General features: G+C 72.2%; 23 protein-coding genes. 15 read left to right on the forward strand and 8 right to left on the reverse strand.

Annotated features, from left to right (window positions below; translation table 11 throughout):
* Positions 1-34: 34 nt before the first annotated feature.
* The 7 genes from ACWCXB_RS11345 to ACWCXB_RS11375 all read left to right on the forward strand — a co-directional run bounded on the left by ACWCXB_RS11345 (position 35) and on the right by ACWCXB_RS11375 (position 7,721).
* The gene (locus tag ACWCXB_RS11345; RefSeq protein ID WP_450721468.1) at positions 35-736 is read left to right on the forward strand and encodes a TetR/AcrR family transcriptional regulator; all 702 of its coding nucleotides are present in this window, start codon (positions 35-37) and stop codon (positions 734-736) included.
* An 87-nt stretch (positions 737-823) separates the two neighbouring features.
* Positions 824-2,035, forward strand: coding sequence for an alpha/beta hydrolase (locus ACWCXB_RS11350; RefSeq protein WP_450721470.1), 1,212 nt, complete (start codon positions 824-826; stop codon positions 2,033-2,035).
* A gap of 93 nt (positions 2,036-2,128) precedes the next feature.
* Positions 2,129-2,986, forward strand: coding sequence for a DUF4429 domain-containing protein (locus tag ACWCXB_RS11355; protein WP_450721472.1), 858 nt, complete (start codon positions 2,129-2,131; stop codon positions 2,984-2,986).
* Positions 2,987-3,464: 478 nt separating this feature from the next.
* Entirely contained in the window at positions 3,465-4,745 is a 1,281-nt protein-coding gene (locus ACWCXB_RS11360; protein ID WP_450721474.1) for a sensor histidine kinase, read from the forward strand.
* On the forward strand, positions 4,742-5,422 hold the full coding sequence (locus ACWCXB_RS11365; protein WP_450721476.1) for a response regulator: 681 nt from the start codon (positions 4,742-4,744) through the stop codon (positions 5,420-5,422). The genes ACWCXB_RS11360 and ACWCXB_RS11365 overlap by 4 nt, the downstream gene beginning before the upstream one ends.
* A gap of 104 nt (positions 5,423-5,526) precedes the next feature.
* The gene (locus ACWCXB_RS11370) at positions 5,527-6,522 is read left to right on the forward strand and encodes an alpha/beta hydrolase (RefSeq protein ID WP_450721478.1); all 996 of its coding nucleotides are present in this window, start codon (positions 5,527-5,529) and stop codon (positions 6,520-6,522) included.
* The gene (locus tag ACWCXB_RS11375) at positions 6,519-7,721 is read left to right on the forward strand and encodes an acyltransferase family protein (RefSeq protein ID WP_450721480.1); all 1,203 of its coding nucleotides are present in this window, start codon (positions 6,519-6,521) and stop codon (positions 7,719-7,721) included. Before ACWCXB_RS11370 ends, ACWCXB_RS11375 begins: the two co-directional genes overlap by 4 nt.
* Before the next feature lie 124 nt (positions 7,722-7,845).
* On the opposite strand, the gene ACWCXB_RS11380 is transcribed toward ACWCXB_RS11375, so the two are convergent.
* Complete coding sequence (locus tag ACWCXB_RS11380; protein WP_450721482.1) at positions 7,846-8,877, reverse strand: aldo/keto reductase; 1,032 nt, start codon at positions 8,875-8,877, stop codon at positions 7,846-7,848.
* 5 nt (positions 8,878-8,882) lie between these two features.
* Positions 8,883-9,338 carry a MerR family transcriptional regulator gene (locus tag ACWCXB_RS11385; protein WP_450721484.1) on the reverse strand — a complete coding sequence of 152 codons (456 nt, stop codon included), beginning with the start codon at positions 9,336-9,338 and terminating at the stop codon, positions 8,883-8,885.
* An 85-nt stretch (positions 9,339-9,423) separates the two neighbouring features.
* On the opposite strand from ACWCXB_RS11385, the gene ACWCXB_RS11390 reads away from it, so the two are divergent.
* Positions 9,424-9,888, forward strand: a complete 465-nt coding sequence (locus ACWCXB_RS11390; RefSeq protein ID WP_450721486.1) for a GNAT family N-acetyltransferase — start codon at positions 9,424-9,426, stop codon at positions 9,886-9,888.
* A gap of 10 nt (positions 9,889-9,898) precedes the next feature.
* Positions 9,899-10,714 carry a serine hydrolase domain-containing protein gene (locus tag ACWCXB_RS11395; RefSeq protein WP_450721488.1) on the forward strand — a complete coding sequence of 272 codons (816 nt, stop codon included), beginning with the start codon at positions 9,899-9,901 and terminating at the stop codon, positions 10,712-10,714.
* Positions 10,715-10,773: 59 nt separating this feature from the next.
* Here the strand turns inward: ACWCXB_RS11395 and ACWCXB_RS11400 are convergent, their stop codons facing one another.
* From ACWCXB_RS11400 to ACWCXB_RS11420, 5 genes are read right to left on the reverse strand one after another with little or no spacing between them, the layout of a single operon-like run.
* Entirely contained in the window at positions 10,774-11,370 is a 597-nt protein-coding gene (locus ACWCXB_RS11400) for a hypothetical protein (protein WP_450721490.1), read from the reverse strand.
* The gene (locus ACWCXB_RS11405; protein ID WP_450721492.1) at positions 11,367-12,848 is read right to left on the reverse strand and encodes an ATP-binding protein; all 1,482 of its coding nucleotides are present in this window, start codon (positions 12,846-12,848) and stop codon (positions 11,367-11,369) included. The genes ACWCXB_RS11400 and ACWCXB_RS11405 overlap by 4 nt, the downstream gene beginning before the upstream one ends.
* Positions 12,845-13,528, reverse strand: coding sequence for a response regulator (locus tag ACWCXB_RS11410; protein WP_450721494.1), 684 nt, complete (start codon positions 13,526-13,528; stop codon positions 12,845-12,847). The genes ACWCXB_RS11405 and ACWCXB_RS11410 overlap by 4 nt, the downstream gene beginning before the upstream one ends.
* A gap of 24 nt (positions 13,529-13,552) precedes the next feature.
* Entirely contained in the window at positions 13,553-15,178 is a 1,626-nt protein-coding gene (murJ, locus tag ACWCXB_RS11415; protein WP_450721496.1) for a murein biosynthesis integral membrane protein MurJ, read from the reverse strand.
* A complete protein-coding gene (locus ACWCXB_RS11420) occupies positions 15,175-16,368 on the reverse strand; it encodes a lipid II:glycine glycyltransferase FemX (RefSeq protein ID WP_450721498.1) in 1,194 nt (397 codons plus the stop codon). Before ACWCXB_RS11420 ends, murJ begins: the two co-directional genes overlap by 4 nt.
* Positions 16,369-16,568: 200 nt before the next feature.
* Between ACWCXB_RS11420 and ACWCXB_RS11425 the strand changes: the two genes are divergently transcribed.
* Positions 16,569-17,783, forward strand: coding sequence for an Ig-like domain-containing protein (locus ACWCXB_RS11425; protein WP_450721500.1), 1,215 nt, complete (start codon positions 16,569-16,571; stop codon positions 17,781-17,783).
* Here the strand turns inward: ACWCXB_RS11425 and ACWCXB_RS11430 are convergent.
* A complete protein-coding gene (locus tag ACWCXB_RS11430; protein ID WP_450721502.1) occupies positions 17,761-18,417 on the reverse strand; it encodes a pirin family protein in 657 nt (218 codons plus the stop codon). The two genes, ACWCXB_RS11425 and ACWCXB_RS11430, sit on opposite strands and share 23 nt — an antisense overlap.
* Positions 18,418-18,719: 302 nt before the next feature.
* Between ACWCXB_RS11430 and ACWCXB_RS11435 the strand changes: the two genes are divergently transcribed.
* The 5 genes from ACWCXB_RS11435 (at position 18,720) to fabF (ending at position 23,657) form a co-directional block, all read left to right on the forward strand.
* On the forward strand, positions 18,720-19,916 hold the full coding sequence (locus ACWCXB_RS11435; protein WP_385415592.1) for a PucR family transcriptional regulator: 1,197 nt from the start codon (positions 18,720-18,722) through the stop codon (positions 19,914-19,916).
* A gap of 89 nt (positions 19,917-20,005) precedes the next feature.
* The gene (locus ACWCXB_RS11440; protein ID WP_450721504.1) at positions 20,006-20,923 is read left to right on the forward strand and encodes an ACP S-malonyltransferase; all 918 of its coding nucleotides are present in this window, start codon (positions 20,006-20,008) and stop codon (positions 20,921-20,923) included.
* A gap of 17 nt (positions 20,924-20,940) precedes the next feature.
* Positions 20,941-21,972 carry a beta-ketoacyl-ACP synthase 3 gene (locus ACWCXB_RS11445; protein ID WP_450721506.1) on the forward strand — a complete coding sequence of 344 codons (1,032 nt, stop codon included), beginning with the start codon at positions 20,941-20,943 and terminating at the stop codon, positions 21,970-21,972.
* A 93-nt stretch (positions 21,973-22,065) separates the two neighbouring features.
* Complete coding sequence (locus ACWCXB_RS11450; RefSeq protein WP_018103325.1) at positions 22,066-22,314, forward strand: acyl carrier protein; 249 nt, start codon at positions 22,066-22,068, stop codon at positions 22,312-22,314.
* Positions 22,315-22,394: 80 nt separating this feature from the next.
* Entirely contained in the window at positions 22,395-23,657 is a 1,263-nt protein-coding gene (gene fabF / locus ACWCXB_RS11455; protein ID WP_450721508.1) for a beta-ketoacyl-ACP synthase II, read from the forward strand.
* Positions 23,658-23,923: the final 266 nt, after the last annotated feature.

The raw sequence follows: 23,923 nt of genomic DNA on the forward strand, positions 1-23,923 counted from the left end.
AGCAGCGATGGGACGGCGGAGAGCAGGCCACGAGGTGACGGGAACCGGACTGCGTGAGCTGAAGAAGCAGCGCACCCGCAACGCCCTGCTGCGGGCCGCGCTCGAGCTCTTCACGACGCAGGGGTACGAGCACACGACGGTCGACCGGATCGCGGACGCCGTCGAGGTGTCCCAGCGCACCTTCTTCCGGTACTTCACCAGCAAGGAAGAGGCGGCCTTCGCCGTCCAGGAGCTCGTCGAGTCCCACTTCTTCGCGGAGCTGCGGCAACGGCCCGCCGAGGAGGGCCCGTTCGACGCAATGCGCAACGCGGCGCACATCGCCTGGGACACCATCGACGAGGTCATCGAAGCGGTCGTCCCGGTCGAGCTCTACATGCGGACGTACCAGATGATCGAGTCGACACCCGCGCTGCTCGCCGTGCATCTGCGCCGCTCCGCCGAACTCGACGAGCAGGTCGCCCGGTTGATCGCCGACCGCGAGGGCCTCGATGTGGACGCCGACCCCCGTCCGCGGGTCGCCGTCGCCGCCTTCACCGGGGTGATGCGGGTGACCGGCCGGCTCTGGGGCCAGGGCGAGGACCCGAGCATGGACACCATCAGGGCACTGACCGAGAGCTATCTCGACCACCTCGGCCCGGCGCTCGCGACGAACTGGCGCACGCCGGGCCCGGGGTCGGGGTCGCGGGCGGGGACCCCCGGGGCGGCGGAGCGTACGAACTGCGCCTACGGAAAGTAGCCGCTCTCCACGCACCGGCCCTCCGACACGTGATGTCCCTCACGGTCTTCGCGGCCGCCCCCGGGCGGCCCCTAGGCTGTCCCCTCAGTGACTGCTTTCGACTCCTCCCCCACACTCAACGTCTGGCGCGCCCTCCTCGCTCTCGCCGTCGTGTTCGTGCTGCTCGCGACCACCGGCTGGACGGCCGTACGACATCAGCGTGGTCCCGGCGAGCCAAAGGAAGCCGCGCTCGCCTCCTGGGAGAAGGACCGGATCGGCACACGTGTGCTGCCCCACCCGGAGTCGCCGCCCGCGCTGTTGGCCGGATTCTTCGCCTCCATCAGCACCAAGAAGGCGGCCGGGCTGGCGGAGCGCCACCCCCTCGTCGTGGGAAACCTCGACGGAGCCCCGGTCACGTTGCGCTACTACGCCAACCGGATCGCCCTCGCCCAGGCGCGCCAGGTGGAGGCGTGGCGGATGCGCGACACCCGGCTCTCCGAGGACGGCCGACGCGAAGCGGGCCGCCGGATGCACCGGTTCGAGTCGCTGCTGCGTCCCGGGCGGCAGATCCTCGCCTTCGACCCGACCGGCAAGGGCCGGGCCGCCGAGGTACTCGGTGATCTCGACCACGCGCAGCGGGTGTCGGTGATCGTCCCCGGAGTCGACACCAATCTCCTCACCTTCGAGAAGACCGAGCGCAAGTTCACGGCACCGGCCGGAATGGCCGAGTCGCTGTACAAGGCCGAGCGTGCCGCGTCGCCCCGTACCCGCACCGCCGTCATCGCCTGGGCCGACTACACGTCCCCGGCCGGAGTGGGCCTCGACGCCTCGACCGGATGGCTCGCCGCGAGCGGTGCCGACCGGCTCGTGAACATGACCGGGGCGCTGCCCGGCACCGCCCCGGTGTCGCTCTTCTGCCACAGCTACGGCTCCGTGGTGTGCGGAGTCGCCGCCCGCGAACTGCCCGACCGGGTCGGCGACCTGGCCGTCGCCGGCAGCCCCGGCATGCGGGCGGAGAGCGCGGCACAGCTGAGGACGGACGCCCGGGTGTGGGCGATGCGGGACGGCGACGACTGGATCCAGGACGTGCCGAACATGGAGGTCGGCGGGCTCGGCCACGGCGCCGATCCGGTGGCCCCCGGCTTCGGCGCGCGGGTGCTCTCGGCGACCGGAGCGGTCGGCCACACCGGCTATTTCGAGCCGGGCACGGAGAGCCTCAGCAACTTCGCCGACATAGGCGTCGGTTCGTACCGCACGTTGAGCTGTGCGGACGGTGACGGTGCCTGCCGCAGCGGAGTTGACGGTACGGAAGCGGCCTGACGCGCGAAGGAGCGCGCGCGGGGGCCGCGGCGTGCACGCCGGGGATTCCCCCGATGGGCGACGCGCGGGCGCACGCCGCCTACGATGAGGCGCATGGGTGATGTGCTGGCCGGAATTCATGCCACCTGGGAGTTCGAACCAGACTGCGTACTCATCCGCTTCACACGGGGGACCCGCGGCACGCCGAAGCTGTTCCAGGCTTTGGGCGAACGGCGCATTCCCCTCGAAGCGCTGGAGTCGGTGACCCTCTCCCCGGGCAAACGCGGCACGGTCGTGCTGCACGCGGTGCCGAGACCGGGCGCCGATCCGCTGATGGACGCGGCCGCGGGCCAGCTGAAGGAAGGCTGCGACCCGTACCGGCTGGTGCTGCCCGCGGAGCGCGAGACGCTCGCCGAGTACTACGCGGACGAGCTGCGCGCCGCGCTTCCCGTCCTTTCCGTCGAGGATGCGGTGCCCGCGGCGTCGTACCTGGTCTCGACGGTCGCAGCGCCGCTGCAGTTCAAGGCGTACGACGGGAAGGCGACGTTCGACGGGGACAAGGTGTCGTTCCGCTGGTTCTGGACGGGCGCCTCGTCCGCGAAGTGGAAGGCCGGCGACCAGACCTTCGCGGTCTCCGAGCTGGTCGGCGTCGAGTGGCGCTCCCCCGATGTCTTCGACGGCTATCTGCGGCTGCTGCCACGCGCCGGATCGTCCGGCGCACAGGCCGACCAGGATCCGGCCGCGGTCGTCTTCGGCCTCGGCTACGGCCCGGTTCACGAGTCCCTCCCCTTCGCGGCGGCGGTTCTGGAGGCGATCCGCGGCGCGGCCCCTGCGGCGACGCCTGCGCGGACGCCGAGCGACCCGGCGGCGGTCGCGGAGCGGATACGGCACTTGGGGGAGCTGCACAGTGCGGGGCTGGTGACGGACGAGGAGTTCCGCGCGAAGAAGGCGGAGCTGCTGGCGGAACTGTAGGGGCGCGGTTGTCGCGGGGTTGACCCGTGCCGGGTCGGTGCCGTTGGGCCTGTCGGGGGTTGACCCGTGCCGTGGCGTCGTCCGGTGTGTCCGTCCTCAAACGCCGGACGGGCTGGGTGGTCGGGGGTGCCCGGTGCCGGGTCGGCGGCCGGTGTGTCCGTCCTCAAACGCCGGACGGGCTTGGGCGTGTGCCGGTACCGCCCGGTGGGCCGGGGTGTCCGTCCTCAAGCTCCCCCACGCCCTGCGGCGTGGGGGGACCCCCAGACGGGCTGGGTCTGTCGGGGTTGCCCCACCGGGTCGGTGCCGTTGGGGTCCGCTCCGGGGCTCGTGTCCTGGACTGCGCTGCATCCGATATGCGGCTCCGCCGCGTGGTCACCGCGCTTCGCGCGAGTTGCGGGCCTCATACCCCGGTATGACCTCGCGCCCGGCCCCGCGGTATGACGCCCCGCGTCGGCCCGCCGCCTACGCTGGTCGGGCCATGTCCTGGACACCCCTGACCCCCGTCCGCGAAGCCCTCCGCGGCCTCGCGCACCCCTCGCACGCCCCCACTGCTCTGCTCGCCGGGTCGCCCAAGTCGTGGCGGCGCGCGCTGCCCTACGTCGTCGTGCTCGCGCTCACCGCCTCCCTGCTGCCGTCGACGATCGCCGTCCTCACCGACCAGTACGGCATGAACGCCGGACTGGCCGGGGCGATCGGCACCGGGTCGGCCGCGCCGCTGCTGCTGATCGCGCACCGGCCGCTGCAGGCCTGGTGGATCATCTTCGCCGTCGACATCGTCTGCGCCCTGAACCTGGCGGGCCTGGAGGCGCGCGAGGACACGGCCTGGCCCTGGCCGCCGCCGATCATCGTCGGCTACCTCTTCCTGATGCTGGCGCTCGCCCTGCGCGAGCCACGGCGCACGCTCGTGACGGTCTGGCTGCTGACCGGCGGGGCCGGGTTCCTCCTGGGACAGCTCGCGCCGAACGGCGGCGACAACACCACCGTGGTGCTCTTCGTACTGAGCGGCGTGGTCCTCGTCATCGGCGCGGCGCTGCGCGAACGCGGCGACGCACAGCGGAGGCTGGCCGAGCAGGAGACCATCAGCGAGGCCGAGCGCGCGCAGCGCACGCTGCTGGAGGAGCGGGCCCGTATCGCCCGCGAGCTGCACGATGTGGTGGCCCACCACATGTCGGTGATCACGGTGCAGGCGGACTCGGCGCCGTACCGCATCAGCGGGCTGCCGGAGGCCGCCCAGGAGGAGTTCGCCACGATCGCCTCCAGTGCACGGGAGTCGCTCGCGGAGATGCGCCGGCTGCTGGCGGTGCTGCGCAGCGACGGCTCGGAGGGCGAGCGGGCGCCGCAGCCGGGGCTCGGGCGGGTGCAGCAGCTGGTCGAGGCGACGGTACGGACCGGAGTGCCGGCCGAGCTGTCGCTCCCCGCCGAGCTGGGTGACGTACCGCAGGCCGTGGACCTGTCCGCGTACCGCATCGTGCAGGAGGCGCTCGCGAACGTGGTCCGGCATGCGCCGGGCGCGGCGACGCGCGTGTCGGTGACCGCGGACGACGGGTATCTGACGGTGCTTGTGGTCAACGGCCCTGCGGCCGAGCCGGTTCCGGCACTGGAGACCACCGGCACCGGGCACGGGCTGGTCGGGATGCGGGAACGCGTACGGTTGACCGGCGGCAGCCTGGACACCGGGCCGCTGCCGGACGGCGGCTTCCGGGTCGCCGTGCGCATGCCGCTGACGACCGTGCCGGACGATGTGAAGGACCCCCGTTGACCATTCGCGTGATCATCGTCGACGACCAGGCCATGGTGCGCGCGGGCTTCGCCGCGCTGCTGTCCGCTCAGGCGGACATCGACGTCGTCGGCGAGGCACCGGACGGCCGGCAGGGCGTGGACCTGGCGTACTCCACCCACCCCGATGTGGTGTTGATGGACGTACGGATGCCGGAGGTGGACGGGCTGGCCGCGGCGCGGCAGATCCTGACGCCGCCGCCGGGCGTCGTCCACGTACCGAAGGTGCTGATGCTGACCACCTTCGACATCGACGACTACGTGTACGAGGCACTGCGGGCCGGCGCGTCCGGCTTCCTGCTGAAGGACGCGCCGCCCGCCGATCTGATCTCGGCGGTACGGATCGTAGCGGCGGGCGAGGCCCTGCTCGCGCCCTCCGTGACCCGGCGGCTGATCGCCGACTTCGCCGCGCAACGCCCCGCTCCACGCAGGGACCGCGCCTCGCTGCGCCTCAACGGCCTCACCCCGCGCGAGACCGAGGTCCTGGAGCTGATCGCCCGCGGGCTGTCCAACCAGGAGATCGCGGACCGGCTCGTCGTGGCCGAACAGACGGTGAAGACCCACATCGGCCGGGTACTCGCCAAGCTCGACCTGCGCGACCGCGCACAGGCGGTGATCTTCGCGTACGAGTCCGGCCTCGTGACCCCGGGCGACCAGTAGTACCCAGGTATCACCCGGCAGTTGGCTCCCCGGTGTGACGCCCCCTCAGGCACCGTCTTCCTACCTTCCTCCCCGCCACGCAGTCGGAGGAGGAAGAGGGGATCATGCGACGGTTCAGGAGGACTCTGGTCGCCGCGGCGCTCGCGACGACCGTCGTGGCGGGGACGGCCGGGTGGGCCTCGGGGACCGCCCAGACACCCGTCACCGGGCCGCCGCCGGGCACCGCCGAGTGGCGGGCCGACCGTTCGCTCGGGCGGGAGCTGCCCGACCCCGCGAGCACGTCCCCGGGTGAAGCCGCTTCGTTCTTCGCCTCGTTGACGTCCGATCAGCGGCATGCGCTGGTCGAGCGTCATCCGAGGGTGGTCGGCAATCTGGACGGCGCCCCGGTCGCCCTGCGGTACGAGGCCAACGCCCGCGCCATGGGGGCCGACGCGGGCAGCCGGCAGATCCTCGCGTACGACCCGCGCGGCCGGGGACAGCTCGTGGAGGTGTACGGGGACCTCGACCGTGCCCGCCATGTCGCCGTGATCGTGCCGGGCTCGGACATCGACGCCGGGACCTTCGACCGTACGAGCGCGATGGCGCGGTCGCTGTACGAGGCGACGAACGGCCTTACCGCCGTGATCGCGTGGGCCGGCTACACCACGCCCGTCGGCGTCGGCATCGACGCCGCGACCGGTGAGCTCGCGGAGGCGGGTGCCGAGCGGCTGGTCCGGTTCACGCAGGGCCTCGTCGCGACTGGCGCCGCTGATCCCGCCCTGTTCTGCCACAGCTACGGCTCCGTCGTGTGCGGGCTCGCCGCGCACGAGGCCGACGCGTCGGACATCGTCGCGTTCGGCTCCCCCGGGATGCGCGCGGACAGCGTCGAGGATCTGCGCACCGATGCCCGGGTGTGGGCCGCCAAGGCCCCCTCCGACTGGATCTCCAAGGTCCCGAACGTCGAGTTCGCGGGCCTCGGCCACGGAAACGACCCCGCCGCGCCGGAGTTCGGCGCCCGCCGCGTCCCCGCCGACGACGTCCGGGACCACGCCGGCTACTTCGCGCCCGGCACCACGTCGCTCCGTACCTTCGCCGCCATCGCCCGGGGAGAGGTCCGATGAAGAAGCTCGCACCGCTCGTCTCGAGGATCGAGTCCTCGACCCCCGCCCATCGGGACCGTGCGATCGACGGGCTGCGCGCCCTGGCACTGCTCGCCGTGCCGACCGGGCACTGGATGCTCGGCGGCTTCACGCTCGACGCGGACGGCGCGATCCACAACGCCAGCCCGCTGTCCGCCTTCGGCTTCTTCGCGCCCGTCAGCTGGGGGCTCCAGATGCTGGGCATCTTCTTCCTGGTGGGCGGTTACGCGTCCGTGCTGTCGTACCACCGCCGGTCCGGCAGCACCGCGCAGTGGCTGGGGGGCCGCGTCGCCCGGCTGGGGCGGCCCGTGCTCGGGGTGACGGCGGTGTGGGCCGCGCTGATAGCAGCGCTGTCGGCCGCCGGGGTGCCCGCCGACACCCTGCACACCGCCTCGACCCTCGTCGTCCAGCCGCTGTGGTTCGTGGGCGTGTACGTATTCGTCACCGCCCTCACCCCGCTGTGCGTGCGCGCCGCGCGGCGCCTGGGCGGGTGGGCCGCGGCGCCACTGCTCGGCTCGGTCGCGGTCGTCGACTTCCTGCGGTACGGGCCGTACGCGGACGGCATGCCGTCCTGGCTGAGCGTGCTCAACGTCCTTCCCGGCTGGCTCTTCGCGTACCAACTCGGCGTCTCCTGGGGTGAGAAGCGCATCGGGAAGCGGGGCGCGGTGCTGCTGCTGGCCGGCGGGGCGGTGCTGTTCGCTGCGCTGCTGGTCCTCTTCCACTACCCCGCGTCGATGGTCGGCGTGCCCGGGGAGGCCCGCACGAACTCCCATCCGCCGTCGCTGCTGGTCCTGGCGCTGGCGGCAGCGCAGAGCGGTGCGGCGATCCTGCTGCGCGAGCGGCTGGGGCGGTTGCTGGCGCGGCCCGCGGTGTGGGCGCCGGTCGTCGTCGTCAATCTGTCGGCGATGACGATCCTGTGCTGGCACCAGACCGCGATGCTCGCGGCGGCGGTCCCCGCGTCGTACGCGGGCGCGGTCCCGGGCCTGACGACCGCGCCGGACTCCCTGGGGTGGGTCCTGGCCCGGTCGGCCTGGCTGCCGCTGTTCGCGGTGCTGCTGGTGCTCATCGGGCGGTACGCGCGGGGCTTCGAGTCGCCCTGGTCCCGGGCCACCCCGGCCCACCGCGCGACGGCGGGCGTCCTCTCGGCGGGCTTCGCAGCGTTCGCTTTGGGGTTGACGTAAGCCGTCTTGCCTTGAGCTTGTGCTCCGTCCGCAGCCCGGTGGGTGGTTTGTGCCCACCCGTTCCTCCCCTAGGACTTCGTCCTGGGGGACCCCCAGCGGAACGACTGCCCACAAACCAGGGAGGCTACTCGCGGGCCGCCGCCGTGGAGGACATGTCCAGGTAGCGGTGGCCCACCACCTGGCCTGCGATCGGTTCGAGCAGGGCCAGTTCCGGCTCGGTCAGCGTGATGCGGGTCGCGGCGACGTTCTCCTCGAGGCGGGTGCGCTTGCGGGTGCCGGGGATCGGGACGACCGTCACCCCGTGGACCTGGGCCCGCTGCTGGACCCATGCGAGCGCGATCTGCGCCGCCGTCGCCCCGTGGGCCGCCGCGATCTTCTTCACGGGCTCGAGGAGCGCCGCGTTCGCCGCTGCCGCATCCCCGACCATGCGCGGCTGGTGGCGGCGGAAGTCGCCCTCCGGCAGTTCCTTGCCCGCGTCCGCGAAAGCCCCGGTCAGGAAGCCCCGCCCGAGCGGCGAGTACGGCACGACACCGACGCCCAGATCCGCCGCCGCCCCGACCGCGCTGCGCTCCACGTCGCGGCTGAAGAGCGACCACTCGGACTGGAGGGCGGTGATCGGATGCACGGCGTGCGCCTCGCGCAGCTCGGCGCCGGTGACCTCGCTCAGCCCGAGGTACCTGACCTTGCCCGCCGCGACGAGCTCGGCCATCGCGCCGACCGAGTCGGCGAGCGGCACTTCGGGATCGCGCCGGTGCATGTAGTAGAGGTCGATGACGTCGACGCCGAGCCTGCGCAGGCTGCCCTCGACCGCCTCGCGGATGTACGCGGGGTCGTTGCGGATGCCCCGGTACTGCGGGTCGTCCGTCCGTATGATCGAGAACTTCGTGGCGAGCGTGATCTCGTCCCGGTGGGCCGTCACGAAGGGCCGCAGGAACTCCTCGTTCGCGCCCCGTCCGTACACGTCCGCCGTGTCGAAGAGCGTGACGCCCGCCTCCAGCGCCGAGTCGAGGGTGTCGCGGGCCGCGGCCTCGTCGGTGTCGCCGTAGAACTCGCTCATGCCCATGCAGCCGAGGCCCTGCACCCCGACCTCGGGGCCGTCCGTACCGAGCCGTACCTTTTCGATCGTGCCGTTCGTGCCGTTCGTGCCGTTCGTCATGGGGCTCAGGCCCTCTCCGACGCCCGGTGGGCGTCCGCGTAATAGCTGATCTTGTAGTCGAGCACGGCCAGCGTGTCCTGGAGCTCCGCGATCCGCGTGCGTACGTCACGGCGCGTGGCCTCCAGCAGCTCCTGCCGCTCCTCGAAGGTGTGGTCGCCTTCGCGCACGAGCTCCGCGTACCGGACCATGTCGGCGACCGGCATCCCGGTGCGTCGCAGCTTGCCGACGAAGTTCAGCCAGTCCAGGTCGCGGTTGCGGAAGCGCCGCTGGCCGGTGTGGGACCGGTCGATGTGCGGCATCAGCCCGATGCGTTCGTACCAGCGCAGCGTGTGCGCGCTGAGTCCGGTCCAGACGACGACCTCGCTGATCGTGTAGTGGTCCTGCCCCTCGGGCCGCGGATGGGCGGGGGGCGCGGTGACGCAGATGTCGGTTGTCGCGGATGTGGTCTCCAGCACCGTCATGACCTCCACGCTAGAAGGTTGGAGTGCACTCCAAGCAAGCGAAAACCTGTCGGCTTTCCGCGGTGTGCCCCCTAGCCTCCCCCTCATGAGCCTCGCACGCCGCGCGCGCCCGGACGACGCCGAAGAGCTGGTACGCCTGCGTACCGTCATGCACGACTCGCTGGCCGCCGCGCCGAACCCCGACACCAGCTGGCAGCCCGCCGCGGTCGAGACCCTGCGCAAGCGGCTCATGGACCCGGACGGGGACCTGGCCGCGTGCGTGGTGGAGCGGCCCGGCGGGCTCGCCGCCTGCGCGGTGGGCACGATCGAATACCGGCTCGGTGGCCCCGGCAACCCCGCCGGCACCACCGGCTACGTCTTCAGCGTCGCCACCGACCCCGACCAGCGCCGCCGGGGCTACTCGCGCGCCTGCATGGAGGGGCTGCTCGCCTGGTTCCAGGAGCGCGGCGTCCGCAGGATCGACCTGCGGGCGTCGCGGGAGGGCGAGCCCCTGTACACGTCGCTCGGCTTCGTCAGGACCCCCGATCCGGCGATGCGACTGACCCTTTAGGGTCGTAGGCATGCAGAGCCTGGCGTTGACCGAGAACTGGCCCGTCCCGACCGCGGCCGCCGCCGTCGTCCGCGCGGACGGCACGGTCGCCGGGGCGTACGGCCCCACTGCGCACCGCTTCCCGCTGGCCTCGGTCACCAAGCCGCTCGCCGCGTACGCCGTCCTCGTCGCGTACGAGGAGGGCGCGGTGGAGCTGGACGAGCCGGCCGGGCCCGAGGGGTCCACCGTCCGGCATCTGCTCGCGCACACCAGCGGGCTCGCGTTCGACGAGCACCGGGTGACGGCCGCGCCCGGTACCCGCAGGCTGTACTCGAACGCGGGTTTCGAGGTGCTCGGCGACCACATCGCGAAGGTGACCGACATCCCGTTCGCGGAGTATCTGCGGCAGGCCGTGCTGGAGCCGCTGGGCATGGCGTCCACGACGCTCGACGGCTCGCCCGCGAAGGACGGCGTCTCGACGGTCGACGACCTGGTGAGGTTCGCCGCTGAGGTGCAGGCGCCGCGGCTGCTCGACGCGCGGACCGTGCTGGAGGCGATGTCCGTGGTCCACCCCGGGTTGTCGGGCATCCTGCCGGGGTACGGGCACCAGAAGCCCAACGACTGGGGTCTGGGCTTCGAGATCCGCGACGGCAAGTCCCCGCACTGGACGGGGGCGACGTCCTCGCCGCGTACCTTCGGGCACTTCGGCCAGTCCGGCACCTTCCTGTGGATCGACCCGGACGCGGGGGCGGCGTGCGTCGCGCTGACCGACCGGGCCTTCGGGCCGTGGGCGATCGAGGCGTGGCCGCCGTTCACGGACGCGGTGCTGGCGGAACTGCGGGGCTGACCAGGCTGTCGGGGGGCCGGCGCCTGCGGCGGGCTTTCCCCCTACCCGGAAAGGCCCCGCTACCCGGAAAGGCCCCGCCGGCTCATCGTCGGGCGTGGGAGGACGCCGAGGTCGACATCGGCGTCGCAGTTGGCCTGCCCCAGCGCGCCGTCGTCCCCTCTGAGGTGCACCGGGGTGAGCCCTTCGGCGTCCTCGGAGAACGCGATCGTGCAGACCAGCTGCCGCAGCGCGAGGTCGTCGAGGCTGCCGAGCGCGACCGGAAGCGTGACCTCGACCCCGCCCCGCTCGGGCGGCATGGCACGCACGACCGGATCGCCCGGGCCCAGTGCGGGCAGCCCGTCGGTGAGCCCGGCCGCGCGCTCGTCCGCGCGCGGGCCGTCGAAGAGCGCGACGACGGCCGCAGCGGTCGGGCCCCCCGGACCCCCGGGATCCTCGGCCCCCTCTTTCAGGAGCTCCTTGAGGGGCCGGATCACGGGAGCCGGCTCCCCCTGCGGGGTGCGGAAGAAAAGCACCGTCCCGTCCCGGCTGTGCGGAAAGACCTGGACGGTCGCCGGGCCGCCCGCCTCGATGACATCGCTCTCCTGGATGCCGCAGCCGGTGAGCGCGGCCGAGGCCAGCGCGGCCAGTGCCGCCCCGGTGACGGGCAGTCGTCTCATGCCGTGGCGCCCTCCGCGTACAGGGGTATCTCAACGGTGAACACCGCTCCGCCGCCGGGGGCGTTCGCGGCGCGGACCGTGCCTCCGTGCAGCCGCACGTTCTCCTGGGTGATCGCGAGTCCGAGGCCGCTGCCCGCCGAGCGGGTACGGGCGGCGTCGGCCTTGTAGAAGCGGTCGAAGATGTGCGGCAGAACGTCGGGCCCGATCCCGGGGCCGCTGTCCGCGACCTCGGTGACCAGCACCTGCACGCCGTCCGCGCGCGCCTCGGTGCGCAGCCGTACGGTGACGGGCGCGCCGCCGTGCCTCAGGGCGTTGCCGACGAGATTGGCGATCACGATGTCGAACCGCCGCGGGTCGAGGCGGGCGCGGATGCCGTCGGGCAGCTCGGTGCGGATCCGCTCGTCGGTCCAGTGCCGGATCTGCAGGGTCTTGCGGATGGCCTCGGCGGCATCGACCTCGTCCGTGTTGAGCTCTGCCGCGCCGGCGTCGAAGCGGGAGATCTCCATCAGGTCCTCGACGAGCACGGCCAGCTTCCCGGTCTCGGTGCTGATCAGCCGGACGGCCCGAGCGGTGTCGGGGTCCAGGCCGTCCGCGTCCTCGTCCAGCACCTCGGTGACGGCGAGCATTCCGGCGAGCGGGGTGCGCAGTTCGTGCGAGACGTCGGAGGCGAAGCGCCGGGCGCGCGCCTCGGCCTGCCGGAGTTCGTGGACGGATCGTTCGAGCTCGCCGGCGGATTCGTTGAACGTACGGGCCAGATCGGCGAGTTCGTCGCGGCCCCGGACCTGGATACGGGTGTCGAGGCGGCCGCTGCCCATGCTCCCGGCGGCCTTGCGCAGTTCGCGGACCGGGCGCAGCACGCTGCGGGCGGAGAGCAGGGCCGGGACGAGCGCGATCGCGAGACCCGGCAGGGCGCCGTCCCTGGCGGCGGTGACCAGGGCTTCGACATTGGCCTGCTCGTCGTTCATCCGCATCACGGCATACAGGACGAGTCCGCTCGACAGCACACCGTCGGCGCCGACCTTGAACACGGTGGGCATGCCGATGGTGAGGTAGGGGACGCCGTCCTTGACGACCCGTTCGAAACTCGCGTTGGGCCGGCGGTGTGCGGCGCGGCGCAGCTCGGGGGTGATCACGGTGGAGGTGGGGCTGGTGCCGGAGGAGACCCGTACCGAGCCGTACTCGGCGAAGACGACCCACGGGTGCGGCTTGGCCTTCCTGGCGATGTCGCGCAGCACCTCCTGGAGCGACGCCCCGCCCTCCACGGGCAGCTGGATGCCGAGCTGCTGCACCTGCTCGCGGAACGACGAGACGGCGGTGTCCTGGGTGGTGACGAGGACGGCGTTGCGCGCCTCGCGATAGGTGAGGGCGGCCGTGGTCCCGGCGCTGACGGCGGCGACCAGCAGGAACGCGAGGACGAGGCGGGTGCGCAGTCCGAAGGCCGCGATCCGGCGGCGTCGCCGCCCGTCGCGGCCGCTCACAGCGGTCCGAAGCGGTAGCCGAAGCCCCGCAGGGTCTGTATGTAGCGGGGACGCCCGGCCTCGTCTTCGATCTTGTTGCGCAGACGTCGTACGCACGCGTCGACCAGCCGTGCGTCGGCGTGGTAGCTGTGCTCCCACACGTGCTCCAGCAGCTGCTGTCTGCTGAACACCTGCTCGGGGGCCGCGGACAGATGCAGCAGCAGCTTCAGCTCGGACGGGGCGAGCGCGAGCCGCCGCCCCGCCTTGGCGACGGTGAGTCCCGCCCGGTCGATGGCGAGCTCGCCGTGGAGCTCGACCGCGGGCCGCCCGCCGCCCGGCTCGTCGATCCGGCGCAGCACGGCCCTGATCCGGGCCTCTATCACTTCGGTACGGGCCGGTTTGACGATGTAGTCGTCGGCGCCCGCCTCCAGCCCGACGACGACGTCGAAGTCGTCGCCTCGCGCGGTGAGCATGATGATCGGCAACTGGCTGTTCTCGCGCACCCGTCGGCAGACCTGTACGCCGTTCATGCCGGGCAGCATCAGGTCCAGCAGCACCAGATCGGGCCGGAATTCACCGAGCGCGGCCAGTCCGGCCTCACCGGTGGCCGCGGACCGCACGTCGTGACCCCGGCGTCGCAGGCCGAGTTCGACCCCTTCGCGTACGGACGGGTCGTCTTCGATGAGGAGCACGCGGGGCATGGATGCAGCCTCCCAAGGGTGGTGTCAGCGCCGGGCGAGCCGTCGGCGTACGCCGGAGAGCAACGTGTCCAGTTCGGTGAGCCGCAGCGGCCGGGCGAGCAGCGCGAAGGTCAGGGCGATGACCGGTGCACCGGCCGCCGCCGCGGCGGCGGCCCCCGCAGGCGCGGCGAAGCGGGCGGCGAGATGGCCGAGGACGGCGGCCGGGACCGCGGCGAGCAGCAGCCGGGCGTGGGCGCCGGCGGCTGCCGAGCGCCACAGCCGGGTGCGGGGAGCCCCGGCCGACAGCCGACGGTTCAGGACGTACGCCGTCAGCGCCCACCCCACGCACAGCGCCAGCGAGTACGCCCCGGCCATCCCCGTGACCGCCCAGCGCACGGGGAGCAGCAGATACGCGGTCACGGAGAGGCCCGCGTTGAGGCCCGCGATCACGAGGTTGAGCAGGAACGGCGTGCGGGTGTCGGAGAGCGCGTAGAAGGCGCGGGAGAGGACGTACTGGCCGGACAGGGCGATCAGCCCGGGGGCGAACGCCATCAGGATGCCCGCCATCGCCGCCGTGTCTCCGGCGTCGGTCCTGCCGTACCCGTAGACGAGGGCCATCACCGGCTGGGCGAGGGCCAGCAGCATGCACGCCGCGGGAACGACGGCGGCCGCGCAGCTGCGCAGGGCGTACGAGACATCGCGCCGCACGCCCGCGGTGTCCGCGTCCGCCGCGGCCGCGCTCATACGCGGCATCAGCGCCGTGACCAGGGAGACGGTGACGATGCCGTGGGGTACGACCCACAGCACATAGGCGTTGTTGTACGCGCTGAACCCCGGGCCGCCGTCGAGACGCACGGCCGTCGCCAGCCGGGTCGTGACCCAGAACGCGAGCTGGTTGGTGAGCACCAGCAGCACCAGCCACCCGGCCGACCGCAGCGGCCGGGTCAGCCCGCTGCCGCGCCAGTCGAAACGGGGCCGCCAGCGGAAGCGGGCCGCGCGCAGGGCGGGGACGAGGGCGAGCGCCTGGACGGCGATGCCGGCGGTCGTGCCCCAGCCGAGCAGCGCGGTCTCGCCGGAGGTGAGGGTGCCTCCGTCGGCCGTGGCCAGGTACAGCCCGAACACCGCGATGACGACGACGTTGTTGAGGACGGGCGTCCACGACATCGCCCCGAACCGGCCACGCGCGTTGAGGACTTGTCCGAGCAGGGTGAACAGCCCGAGGAAGAAGATCTGCGGCAGGCAGGAGCGGGCGAAGGCGACCGTCATGGACGCCTGCGCGCCCGTGTAGTCGGTGTACGCGTCGACGATCGCGGGCGCCGCCCAGACCGCGCCCGCGGTGATCGCCAGCAGGGCGACGGCGCAGACGGTGAGCAGCCGGTCGGTGTACGCGGCGCCGCCGTCCTCGTGCTCCTTGGCCGCCTTGACCAGCTCGGGCACGAACACGGCGTTCAGCGCGCCGCCGATGAGCAGCATGTAGACGATCGTGGGGGCGGAGTTGCCGACCGCGTACCCGTCGGCGACGAGCCCGATGCCGAGCGCCGCGGCGACCACGGCGGACCGTACGAATCCGGTGGCGCGGGAGACGACGGACCCGGCTGCCATGACGGCGCTGCTGCGCAGCGCGGACGGCGTCCTGTCCCTGGCCTGCGGGGCGACGGACGTCGCACTCATCGGCGGGCCAGGTACGCCTGGAAGGCGCGGTACAGCGTGTGGTTGGCGGTCCCGCCCAACGGTCTCTCCCATTCCCCCAGCGTCTCGACGACCTGCCCTCCGGTGCCGAGCTTCCAGCGCAGCAGCCCGAATACACGTTCGTCGGGGTCGAGTGTGGAGGGTACCCCGCGCATGTCGTACACGTCGGCGCCGAGGGCATGGGCGTCGAGCAGCATCCGCCACTGCAGTGCGTTGGAGGGGCGGACCTCGCGGCGGTGGTCGGCGGACGCTCCGGTCTGGTACCAGACCCGCCGGCCCACCGTGACCATGGTGTGGGCGGCGAGTATCTCGCCCTCGTGGCGGGCGAGATACAGCTTCATCCGGCCCGGCTCCTCGGCGTTGAGGGCCGCGTACTGGCGCTCGTAGTAAGGGAGGGAGCGGCCGAGCCGGAAGCCGTCGCGCTCCTCGGTGATCCGGAGCAGCCGGTAGAACTCGGGGAGTTCGGCCGCGCTGCCGACAACGACCTCCACGCCCGCCTTCTGCGCCCGGCGGACATTGCGCCGCCACTCCTGGTTGAGCCCGGACCACAGGTCGTCGCAGGTGCGTCCGGCGAGCGGCACCCGGAAGACATGGCGGGGCTGCGCGTCCCCGTCGCCGCCGCCGTCCTCGCCGCAGCGCCGCCAGCCGCGCGCCCGCAACCGCTCCGTGACCGCTGTGCCGAGCGGGTCGACCTCGCAGGCGAGGACGTCGGTCAGGCGCCGGCCGGGGCCGGTGAGCGACTTGAGGCGGTCGGCGTTCCAGCGGCGGTACGCGGGCGAGGGGCCGATGCGTACGGCGAAGGCGCCCGCGCCGCGCAGATGGTGCAGCAGCGGGGTGAGCCAGCCGTCCATGTCCGGGTCCGTCCAGTCGGCGACGGGCCCTTCGGGGAGGTACGCGAAGTACTTGCGGGTGCCGGGGAACTGCCGCAGCAGCACGAGCGCGACGCCGGTCAGCCGCCCGGTCTCCGGCTCCGGGCCCCAGCCGAGCAGCTGGGCGCGCCAGCCCTGCTTGACCTGCGCCCAGGACGGGCACTGGAGGAAACCGGCGCCGAGGGCCGCTCCTGCCGGGGAGGCCAGGAAGGCCCGGTAGGCCTCGGGGGTGAGGGGTGCCAGGCGGGTTTTCCGGCCGTGGTCCTGGTGGCCGCGGCCGGCCGGCACGAGCAGTGCTGACACAGTGTGAGCCTCTCTTCCGCCCCGTGCGGTCGCGGGGTCGCCGAGGATGCTCACAGCCGTCCGTGACCGTGCCGCGCGCCGAATGTGACCGGACCATGACCGTTCCGCTCCAGTCGCCGTCACAGCGCCTCGACATCGCTCACCTGCGCGTTTCCCGTCCTACAGTCGGCGCAACTCCCCTACTCCGACGGAGGATTGCGTTGAGTCACCTACCTGTGCGCATCGCCGTGGCGGCGGTGCTGCTGGCCCCGCTCACGGCCTGTTCGGCCGGCACCGGCGCCCCCGCCCGCACGGACGCGAAGGCGGTCGACGACCGCCCCGCGACCGTCTCCGTCTCCGTCTCCGTCACCCCGCACGGGCAGCGGGCGAAGCCGGGCGTTCCGGTCAGGGTCGCCGCGGTGGGCGGCAGCCTCACCTCGGTGAAGGTGACCGATGCGAAGGGCTGCCTCCTTTCCGGCAAGGTCTCGGCGGACGGCTCGACCTGGACCTCGTACCGCAAGGCGGCACCCGGCACCGCGTACCGGGTCACGGCCGCGACCCGTGGCAAGGGCGGTGCGGCCGGCACCGCCGAGGCGTCGTTCGCCACCGAAGAGGCGGACAAGGTCAACAAGGTCGACTGGCGCCCGGGCAGCGGCGTGACCGTCGGCATCGCCCAGCCGATATCCCTCGTCTTCGACAACCCCGTCACGAACAAGGCCGAGGTCGAGAAGCAGCTCAAGGTCACCACGTCGAACGGCACCGAGGGGTCGTGGGGTTGGCTGCGCGACTGGTCCGGCAGGGACCGCGTGGACTGGCGGCCCAAGGACTACTGGCAGCCGGGCACCAAGGTCACCCTGAACGCGGAACTCGACGGCACGGACTCGGGCACCGGCGGCGGCTGGTTCGTGCGCGACTACGCGACCACGTTCACCGTCGGAGCGCGGCAGATCGTCAAGGTCGACCTCGACAGCCACCGGCTCACGCTGGAGCGCGACGGCAAAGCCGTGCGGAGGATCGCGGTCTCCGGTGGGACGCCCGGCGGGGACAAGCGCTCCTGGCGGGGCACGGCGGTGCTGATGGCGAAGGAGGGCACGATCAACATGAACTCCGAGACGGTCGGCCTCGGCGACGCCTACGACAAGATGGTCGACCACTCGATGCGGCTGACCTGGTCCGGTATGTACGCGCATGCCGCGCCGTGGAACGCGAGGTACTTCGGCAACGCGAACCGCAGTTCGGGCTGCATCGGCATGAGCGACGCGGACGCGGCGTGGTTCTACGGGCAGGTGCGTCCCGGCGACCCCTTCGAGATCAAGGGCGCGGACACGAAGGGCACGGTGGCGCCGGGGAACGGCTTCGGCGAGTGGAATCTGTCGTGGGAGGAGTGGCGGAGGACGAGCGCGAGGAGCTCGCTCAGCCCGACAGCTCCCAGATGAGCACCTCTGCGGGCACGGCGGCGGCCAGTTCGAGACCCTCCGCGTCCGTGATCCGCGCGGAGTCCCCCGGTCCCAGGTCGTCGCCGGCGAGCTGCACCACACCGCGTACGACGTGCACGTACGCGAAGGGCGCGTCCGGGATCGCGGTCCGCTCGTCCGTCGCGAGCCGTCGTACGTGCAGCAGCGCGCCGGCCTCCGGGAGTGCGTACGGCGTCGAGTCGGCGATGCCGCGCACGATCTCGTACGACGGGTCCCCGCCCGGGTCCTTCGGGGCGAGCCACATCTGTACGAACGTCAGCGGTGCGTCGCCGTCGTTCCGTTCGACGTGCCGGACGCCGCCCGCCGAGCTGAGCCGCTGCACGTCCCCGGGCCGTACGACGGTGGCGTGCCCGGTCGAGTCCCGGTGCGTCAGCTCGCCCTCGACGACCCACGTGACGATCTCGGTGTGGCTGTGCGGGTGCTCGTCGAACCCGGCGCCCGGGGCGAGGCGCTCCTCGTTGCAGGCCAGGATTCCGCCGAAGCGCAGATTGTCGGGGTCGTAGAAGCGCCCGAAGGAGAAGGCGTGCAGCGACTCGATCCCGGCGGCTTCGTCCCCACCGCGGTAGCGCCCTCCGGCGCGCCGTACGGAAATCACGCCTCTACGGTAGGGCCCCGCCCCGGCCGCCGTGACCGCTCCGCCCGGTCCGGTCCCAGCCAGGCCCACCCCGGGCTGCGTCGATGTGCGGCTCCGCCGCGTGGGGGGCCACCCCCGGAACCGGCCACCCACCAAGCCCGTCCGGCGCTTGAGGACGGACACCCCGGGCGATCACCCGGTACCGGCCACCCCACCCACCAAGCCCGCCCGCCGCCGGTACCGGGACCCCGGAAACGGGGCCCGGGGCACCGCCCCGGACCCGGGACTCCGCGCCCCCGTCCCGATAAGGCACTCTTGTCCCCGTGCCCCATCCCGAACCGGCTCTGCCCGCGAACGCCGCCCACCCGCACTCCGCGACCCTGAAGCGCCTGGAGCAGTCGTCCGGGCGCCTGGCCGCGAACGCCATCGCCCGCATGGACGAGACGCTGCCGTGGTACCGGGCGATGCCCCCGGAGAACCGGTCGTGGATCGGTCTGGTCGCCCAGGCCGGTATCGCCGCGTTCACCGAGTGGTTCCGGCACCCCGAGACCCCGCAGGCGATCTCGACCGATGTCTTCGGCACGGCGCCGCGCGAGCTGACGCGCGCGATCACGCTCCGCCAGACCGTGGAGATGGTGCGGACCACCATCGAGGTGATGGAGTCGGCGATCGAGGAGGTCGCCGCGCCGGGCGACGAGTCGATCCTGCGCGAGGCGCTCCTCGTGTACGCCCGGGAGATCGCCTTCGCGACCGCGCAGGTGTACGCGCAGGCCGCCGAGGCCCGCGGCGCCTGGGACGCCCGGCTCGAGTCGCTCGTCGTGAACGCGGTGCTGTCGGGCGAGGCCGACGAGGGCGCCGTCAGCAGGGCCGCGGCGCTCGGCTGGAATTCGCCGGAGCATGTGTGCGTGGTGCTGGGCACCGCCCCCGACGGGGACAGCGAGCTCACCGTGGAGGCCATCCGCCGCGCGGCCCGGCACGCCAAGCTCCAGGTGCTGACCGGCGTGCTCGGCGACCGCCTCGTCGTCATCGCGGGCGGCAACGACAATCCGCTGCAGGTCGCCAAGGCTCTGATCGGCCCGTACGCCGCGGGCCCGGTCGTCGCCGGACCCGTCGTGCCCGACCTGCTGGCGGCGACACGCTCCGCACAGGCCGCGGCCGCCGGGCTGAAGGCGTGTTCCGCCTGGCAGGACGCCCCCCGGCCGGTTCTGGCGGACGATCTGCTGCCGGAGCGCGCCATCGCGGGCGACCCTGCAGCCCGCGAGCAGCTGGTGGAGGAGATCTACAGACCGCTGGAAGAAGCGGGCTCGGCGCTGTTGGAGACCCTGAGTGTCTATCTGGAGCAGGCCAGCAGTCTCGAAGGCGCCGCCCGGATGCTCTTCGTCCACCCCAACACCGTTCGCTACCGGCTCCGACGTGTGACTGACGTCACCGGCTGGTCACCCTCCGATGTCCGCTCCGCGTTCACTCTCCGGATCGCACTCATCCTCGGGCGTCTGGTAGACGGCGATCCGCAGTCCTAGTCTTTTGTCGGACACCAACAATTCCCCTGACGGTTCTTGGTCCCTGTCCTCACGGGCGGCCCGGACCGTCCACAAGAGAGAGTGTGAGGGTGCTCGTACTCGTCGCTCCCGGCCAAGGCGCTCAGACGCCCGGCTTCCTGACTCCCTGGCTCGAACTCCCCGGCGCCTCCGACCGCATCGCGGCCTGGTCCGACGCCATCGGACTCGACCTCGCCCATTACGGCACGAAGGCCGACGCGGACGAGATCCGCGACACCGCCGTGGCGCAGCCGCTGCTCGTCGCGGCCGGTCTGCTGTCGGCGTCCGCGCTGGGAGAGATCGTGCCCGGTGCCGTCGCGGGCCACAGCGTCGGTGAGATCACGGCCGCCGCGTTCGCGGGTGTCCTCGACGACACCGCCGCGCTGGGTTTCGTACGTACGCGTGGACTGGCGATGGCCGAGGCCGCCGCCGTCACGAGGACAGGTATGTCGGCGCTACTCGGCGGCGATCCGGACGTCACGGTCCCGCATCTGGAGAAGCTGGGTCTGACCCCGGCGAACGTCAACGGCGCGGGCCAGATCGTGGCCGCCGGCACCATGGAGCAACTCGCCGCGCTGGAGGCGGACAAGCCCGAGGGTGTGCGGCGTGTCGTGGCACTGCAGGTAGCCGGCGCGTTCCACACGCACCACATGGCGCCCGCGGTGGAGAAGCTCGACGAGGCCTCCAAGGCCCTCACCGTGGCCGACCCGAAGGTGCCGTACGTCTCCAACAGGGACGGGCGCACCGTCTCCACCGGCGCCGAGGTCGTCTCCCGGCTCGTGGGCCAGGTCGCGAACCCGGTGCGCTGGGACCTGTGCATGGAGACCTTCAAGGAGCTGGGCGTCACCGCCCTGCTGGAGGTGTGCCCGGGCGGCACCCTCACCGGTCTGGCCAAGCGCGCCCTGCCGGGTGTCGCGACGCTCGCGCTGAAGACCCCCGACGACCTCGACGCGGCCCGCACGCTGATCGCCGAGCACACAGCAGCCTGACAAGGAGCCGCCACAACATGTCGAAGATCAAGCCCAGCCAGGGCGCCCCGTACGCACGGATCATGGGTGTCGGCGGCTACCGCCCCACCCGGGTCGTGCCCAACGAGGTGATCCTCGAGAAGATCGACTCCTCCGACGAGTGGATCCGCTCCCGTTCGGGCATTACCACCCGCCACTGGGCCTCCGACGAGGAGACGGTGGCCGCGATGTCGATCGAGGCGTCCGGCAAGGCGATCGCCGACGCCGGGATCACCGCCGAGCAGATCGGCGCCGTGGTCGTCTCGACCGTTTCGCACTTCAGCCAGACCCCGGCCATCGCCACGGAGATCGCCGACAAGCTCGGCACGAACAAGGCCGCGGCCTTCGACATCTCGGCGGGCTGTGCCGGCTTCGGTTACGGCCTCACCCTCGCCAAGGGCATGGTGGTGGAAGGCTCCGCCGAGTACGTGCTGGTGATCGGTGTCGAGCGGCTCAGCGACCTGACCGACCTGGAGGACCGCGCGACGGCCTTCCTGTTCGGCGACGGCGCGGGCGCGGTCATCGTCGGCCCCTCCAAGGAGCCGAACATCGGTCCGACCGTCTGGGGCTCCGAGGGCGACAAGGCCGGGACGATCAAGCAGACCGTGCCGTGGGACCGCTTCCGCGTCGGCGATGTGGCGCAGCTGCCGCTCGACTCGAAGGGCGAGATCAAGTTCCCCGCGATCACCCAGGAAGGCCAGGCGGTGTTCCGCTGGGCCGTGTTCGAGATGGCGAAGGTCGCCCAGCAGGCGCTGGACGCGGCCGGGATCACCGCGGACGACCTGGACGTCTTCATTCCGCACCAGGCGAACATGCGGATCATCGACTCGATGGTGAAGACTCTCAAACTGCCGGACCACGTCACGGTCGCCCGTGACGTGGAGACCACCGGCAACACCTCGGCCGCCTCGATTCCGCTCGCTATGGAGCGGCTTCTGGCGACCGGGCAGGCGAAGAGCGGCGACACCGCGCTCGTCATCGGCTTCGGGGCGGGTCTCGTCTACGCCGCAACGGTGGTTACCCTCCCCTAGGCAGCATCCGGACTTCCGGTCTCCGGTTCCCGGGTTCCGGTCCTCCGGACAACGCCCAGATCAACCCTCTGCTACACACCGAAGGAGCGCCACATGGCCGCCACTCAGGAAGAGATCGTCGAAGGTCTCGCCGAGATCGTGAACGAGATCGCCGGTATCCCGACGGAGGACGTCCAGCTGGACAAGTCCTTCACCGACGACCTCGACGTCGACTCGCTGTCCATGGTCGAGGTCGTCGTCGCCGCCGAAGAGCGCTTCGACGTCAAGATCCCGGACGAGGACGTCAAGAACCTCAAGACGGTCGGCGACGCCGCCGACTACATCCTGAAGCACCAGGACTGATCCCAGACTGATCAGGTACGCCACCCAGCGGTGGCGCCGCTGATTCACGAACCCTCATAGACCGTGGAGAAAGAATTCCTGTGAGCTCGACCAATCGCACCGTGGTCGTCACCGGTATCGGCGCAACCACACCGCTGGGTGGCGATTCCGCATCGACCTGGGAAGGTCTGATCGCGGGACGCTCCGGCGTCAAGCCCCTCGAGGGCGACCGCTTCGCCGACATGCCCGTCCGTATCGCCGCCCCGGCGGCGGTGGACCCGGGTGAGGTCCTGCCCCGGCCGCTCGCGCGCAAGCTGGACCGCTCGGCCCAGTTCGCGCTCATCGCGGCCCGTGAGGCGTGGGCCGACGCCGGCTACGCCGGGCCGGCCGGCGAGGACGAGAAGATCGCCCCCGAGCGGCTCGGGACGGTCATCGCCTCCGGCATCGGCGGCGTGACCACGCTCCTCGACCAGTACGACGTGCTGAAGGAGAAGGGCGTACGACGCGTCTCCCCGCACACCGTGCCGATGCTGATGCCCAACGGCCCCTCCGCGAACGTCGGTCTGGAGGTGAACGCCCAGGCGGGCGTGCACACCCCGGTCTCCGCGTGCGCGTCGGGTGCCGAGGCGATCGGCTACGCCGTCGAGATGATCCGTACCGGCCGCGCCGATGTCGTGGTCGCGGGCGGCACCGAGGCGGCGATCCACCCGCTTCCGGTCGCGGCGTTCGCCAACATGATGGCGATGTCCAAGAACAACGACGAGCCCGAGAAGGCCTCGCGTCCGTACGACAAGGCCCGTGACGGCTTCGTCCTCGGCGAGGGTGCCGGCGTGGTCGTCCTGGAGTCGGCGGAGCACGCCGCCGCGCGCGGCGCGAGGGTGTACTGCGAGGTGCTGGGCCAGGGTCTGTCGGCCGACAGCCACCACATCGCGCAGCCCGAGCCGACGGGCCGCGGTATCGCGGCCGCCCTGCAGAACCTGCTCGACTCGACGGACCTCAAGCCGTCCGAGGTCGTCCACCTCAACGCGCACGCGACGTCCACCCCGCAGGGTGATGTCGCCGAGATCAAGGCGCTGCGCAGTGTCCTGGGCGACGACCTCGACCATGTCGCGGTCTCGGCCACCAAGTCGATGACGGGTCATCTGCTGGGCGGCGCGGGCGGCATCGAGACCGTCGCGACGGTCCTGGCGCTCCACCACCGGCTCGCCCCGCCGACGATCAACGTCGACGACCTCGACGAGTCGGTCGACGCGGACATCGTCCGCGACGAACCGCGTGCGCTGCCCGAGGGCACGATCGCGGCGATCAACAACTCGTTCGGCTTCGGCGGCCACAACGTGGTGCTGGCGTTCCGTACGGTCTGAGCGCGCTGAACAAACCGACCGGCCGACGAGCCGGACCCGAGGCCCCCGCCGGAACGTCCCGGCGGGGGCCTCGTCGTGTCGGGAGCGGCGAGTCGGGGAGCCGGCGCCGGCTTGTGGCACACACGGCTTCGCCCGGACAGCAGAACGGCGGCCGACCCGGCCGCCGTACACCTTCACGCATCGCACGCCTCACGCCGCGGCACGCGCGCTGCGTGTCCCTGGGGCGGAACGTATCTCCCGAAGGCTTCCGATGAGTTCCGAAGGCT

Source organism: Streptomyces sp. NPDC001514 (genome assembly GCF_053597075.1).

Coding starts and splice junctions, on each gene's coding strand:
- ACWCXB_RS11355 (WP_450721472.1), top strand. CDS start 2,129: ATGGGTGATGTGCTGGCCGGAATTCATGCCACCTGGGAGTTCGAACCA.
- ACWCXB_RS11360 (WP_450721474.1), top strand. CDS start 3,465: ATGTCCTGGACACCCCTGACCCCCGTCCGCGAAGCCCTCCGCGGCCTC.
- ACWCXB_RS11370 (WP_450721478.1), top strand. CDS start 5,527: ATGCGACGGTTCAGGAGGACTCTGGTCGCCGCGGCGCTCGCGACGACC.
- ACWCXB_RS11375 (WP_450721480.1), top strand. CDS start 6,519: ATGAAGAAGCTCGCACCGCTCGTCTCGAGGATCGAGTCCTCGACCCCC.
- ACWCXB_RS11380 (WP_450721482.1), bottom strand. CDS start 8,877: ATGACGAACGGCACGAACGGCACGAACGGCACGATCGAAAAGGTACGG.
- ACWCXB_RS11385 (WP_450721484.1), bottom strand. CDS start 9,338: ATGACGGTGCTGGAGACCACATCCGCGACAACCGACATCTGCGTCACC.
- ACWCXB_RS11390 (WP_450721486.1), top strand. CDS start 9,424: ATGAGCCTCGCACGCCGCGCGCGCCCGGACGACGCCGAAGAGCTGGTA.
- ACWCXB_RS11395 (WP_450721488.1), top strand. CDS start 9,899: ATGCAGAGCCTGGCGTTGACCGAGAACTGGCCCGTCCCGACCGCGGCC.
- ACWCXB_RS11400 (WP_450721490.1), bottom strand. CDS start 11,370: ATGAGACGACTGCCCGTCACCGGGGCGGCACTGGCCGCGCTGGCCTCG.
- ACWCXB_RS11410 (WP_450721494.1), bottom strand. CDS start 13,528: ATGCCCCGCGTGCTCCTCATCGAAGACGACCCGTCCGTACGCGAAGGG.
- murJ (WP_450721496.1), bottom strand. CDS start 15,178: ATGAGTGCGACGTCCGTCGCCCCGCAGGCCAGGGACAGGACGCCGTCC.
- ACWCXB_RS11445 (WP_450721506.1), top strand. CDS start 20,941: ATGTCGAAGATCAAGCCCAGCCAGGGCGCCCCGTACGCACGGATCATG.
- ACWCXB_RS11450 (WP_018103325.1), top strand. CDS start 22,066: ATGGCCGCCACTCAGGAAGAGATCGTCGAAGGTCTCGCCGAGATCGTG.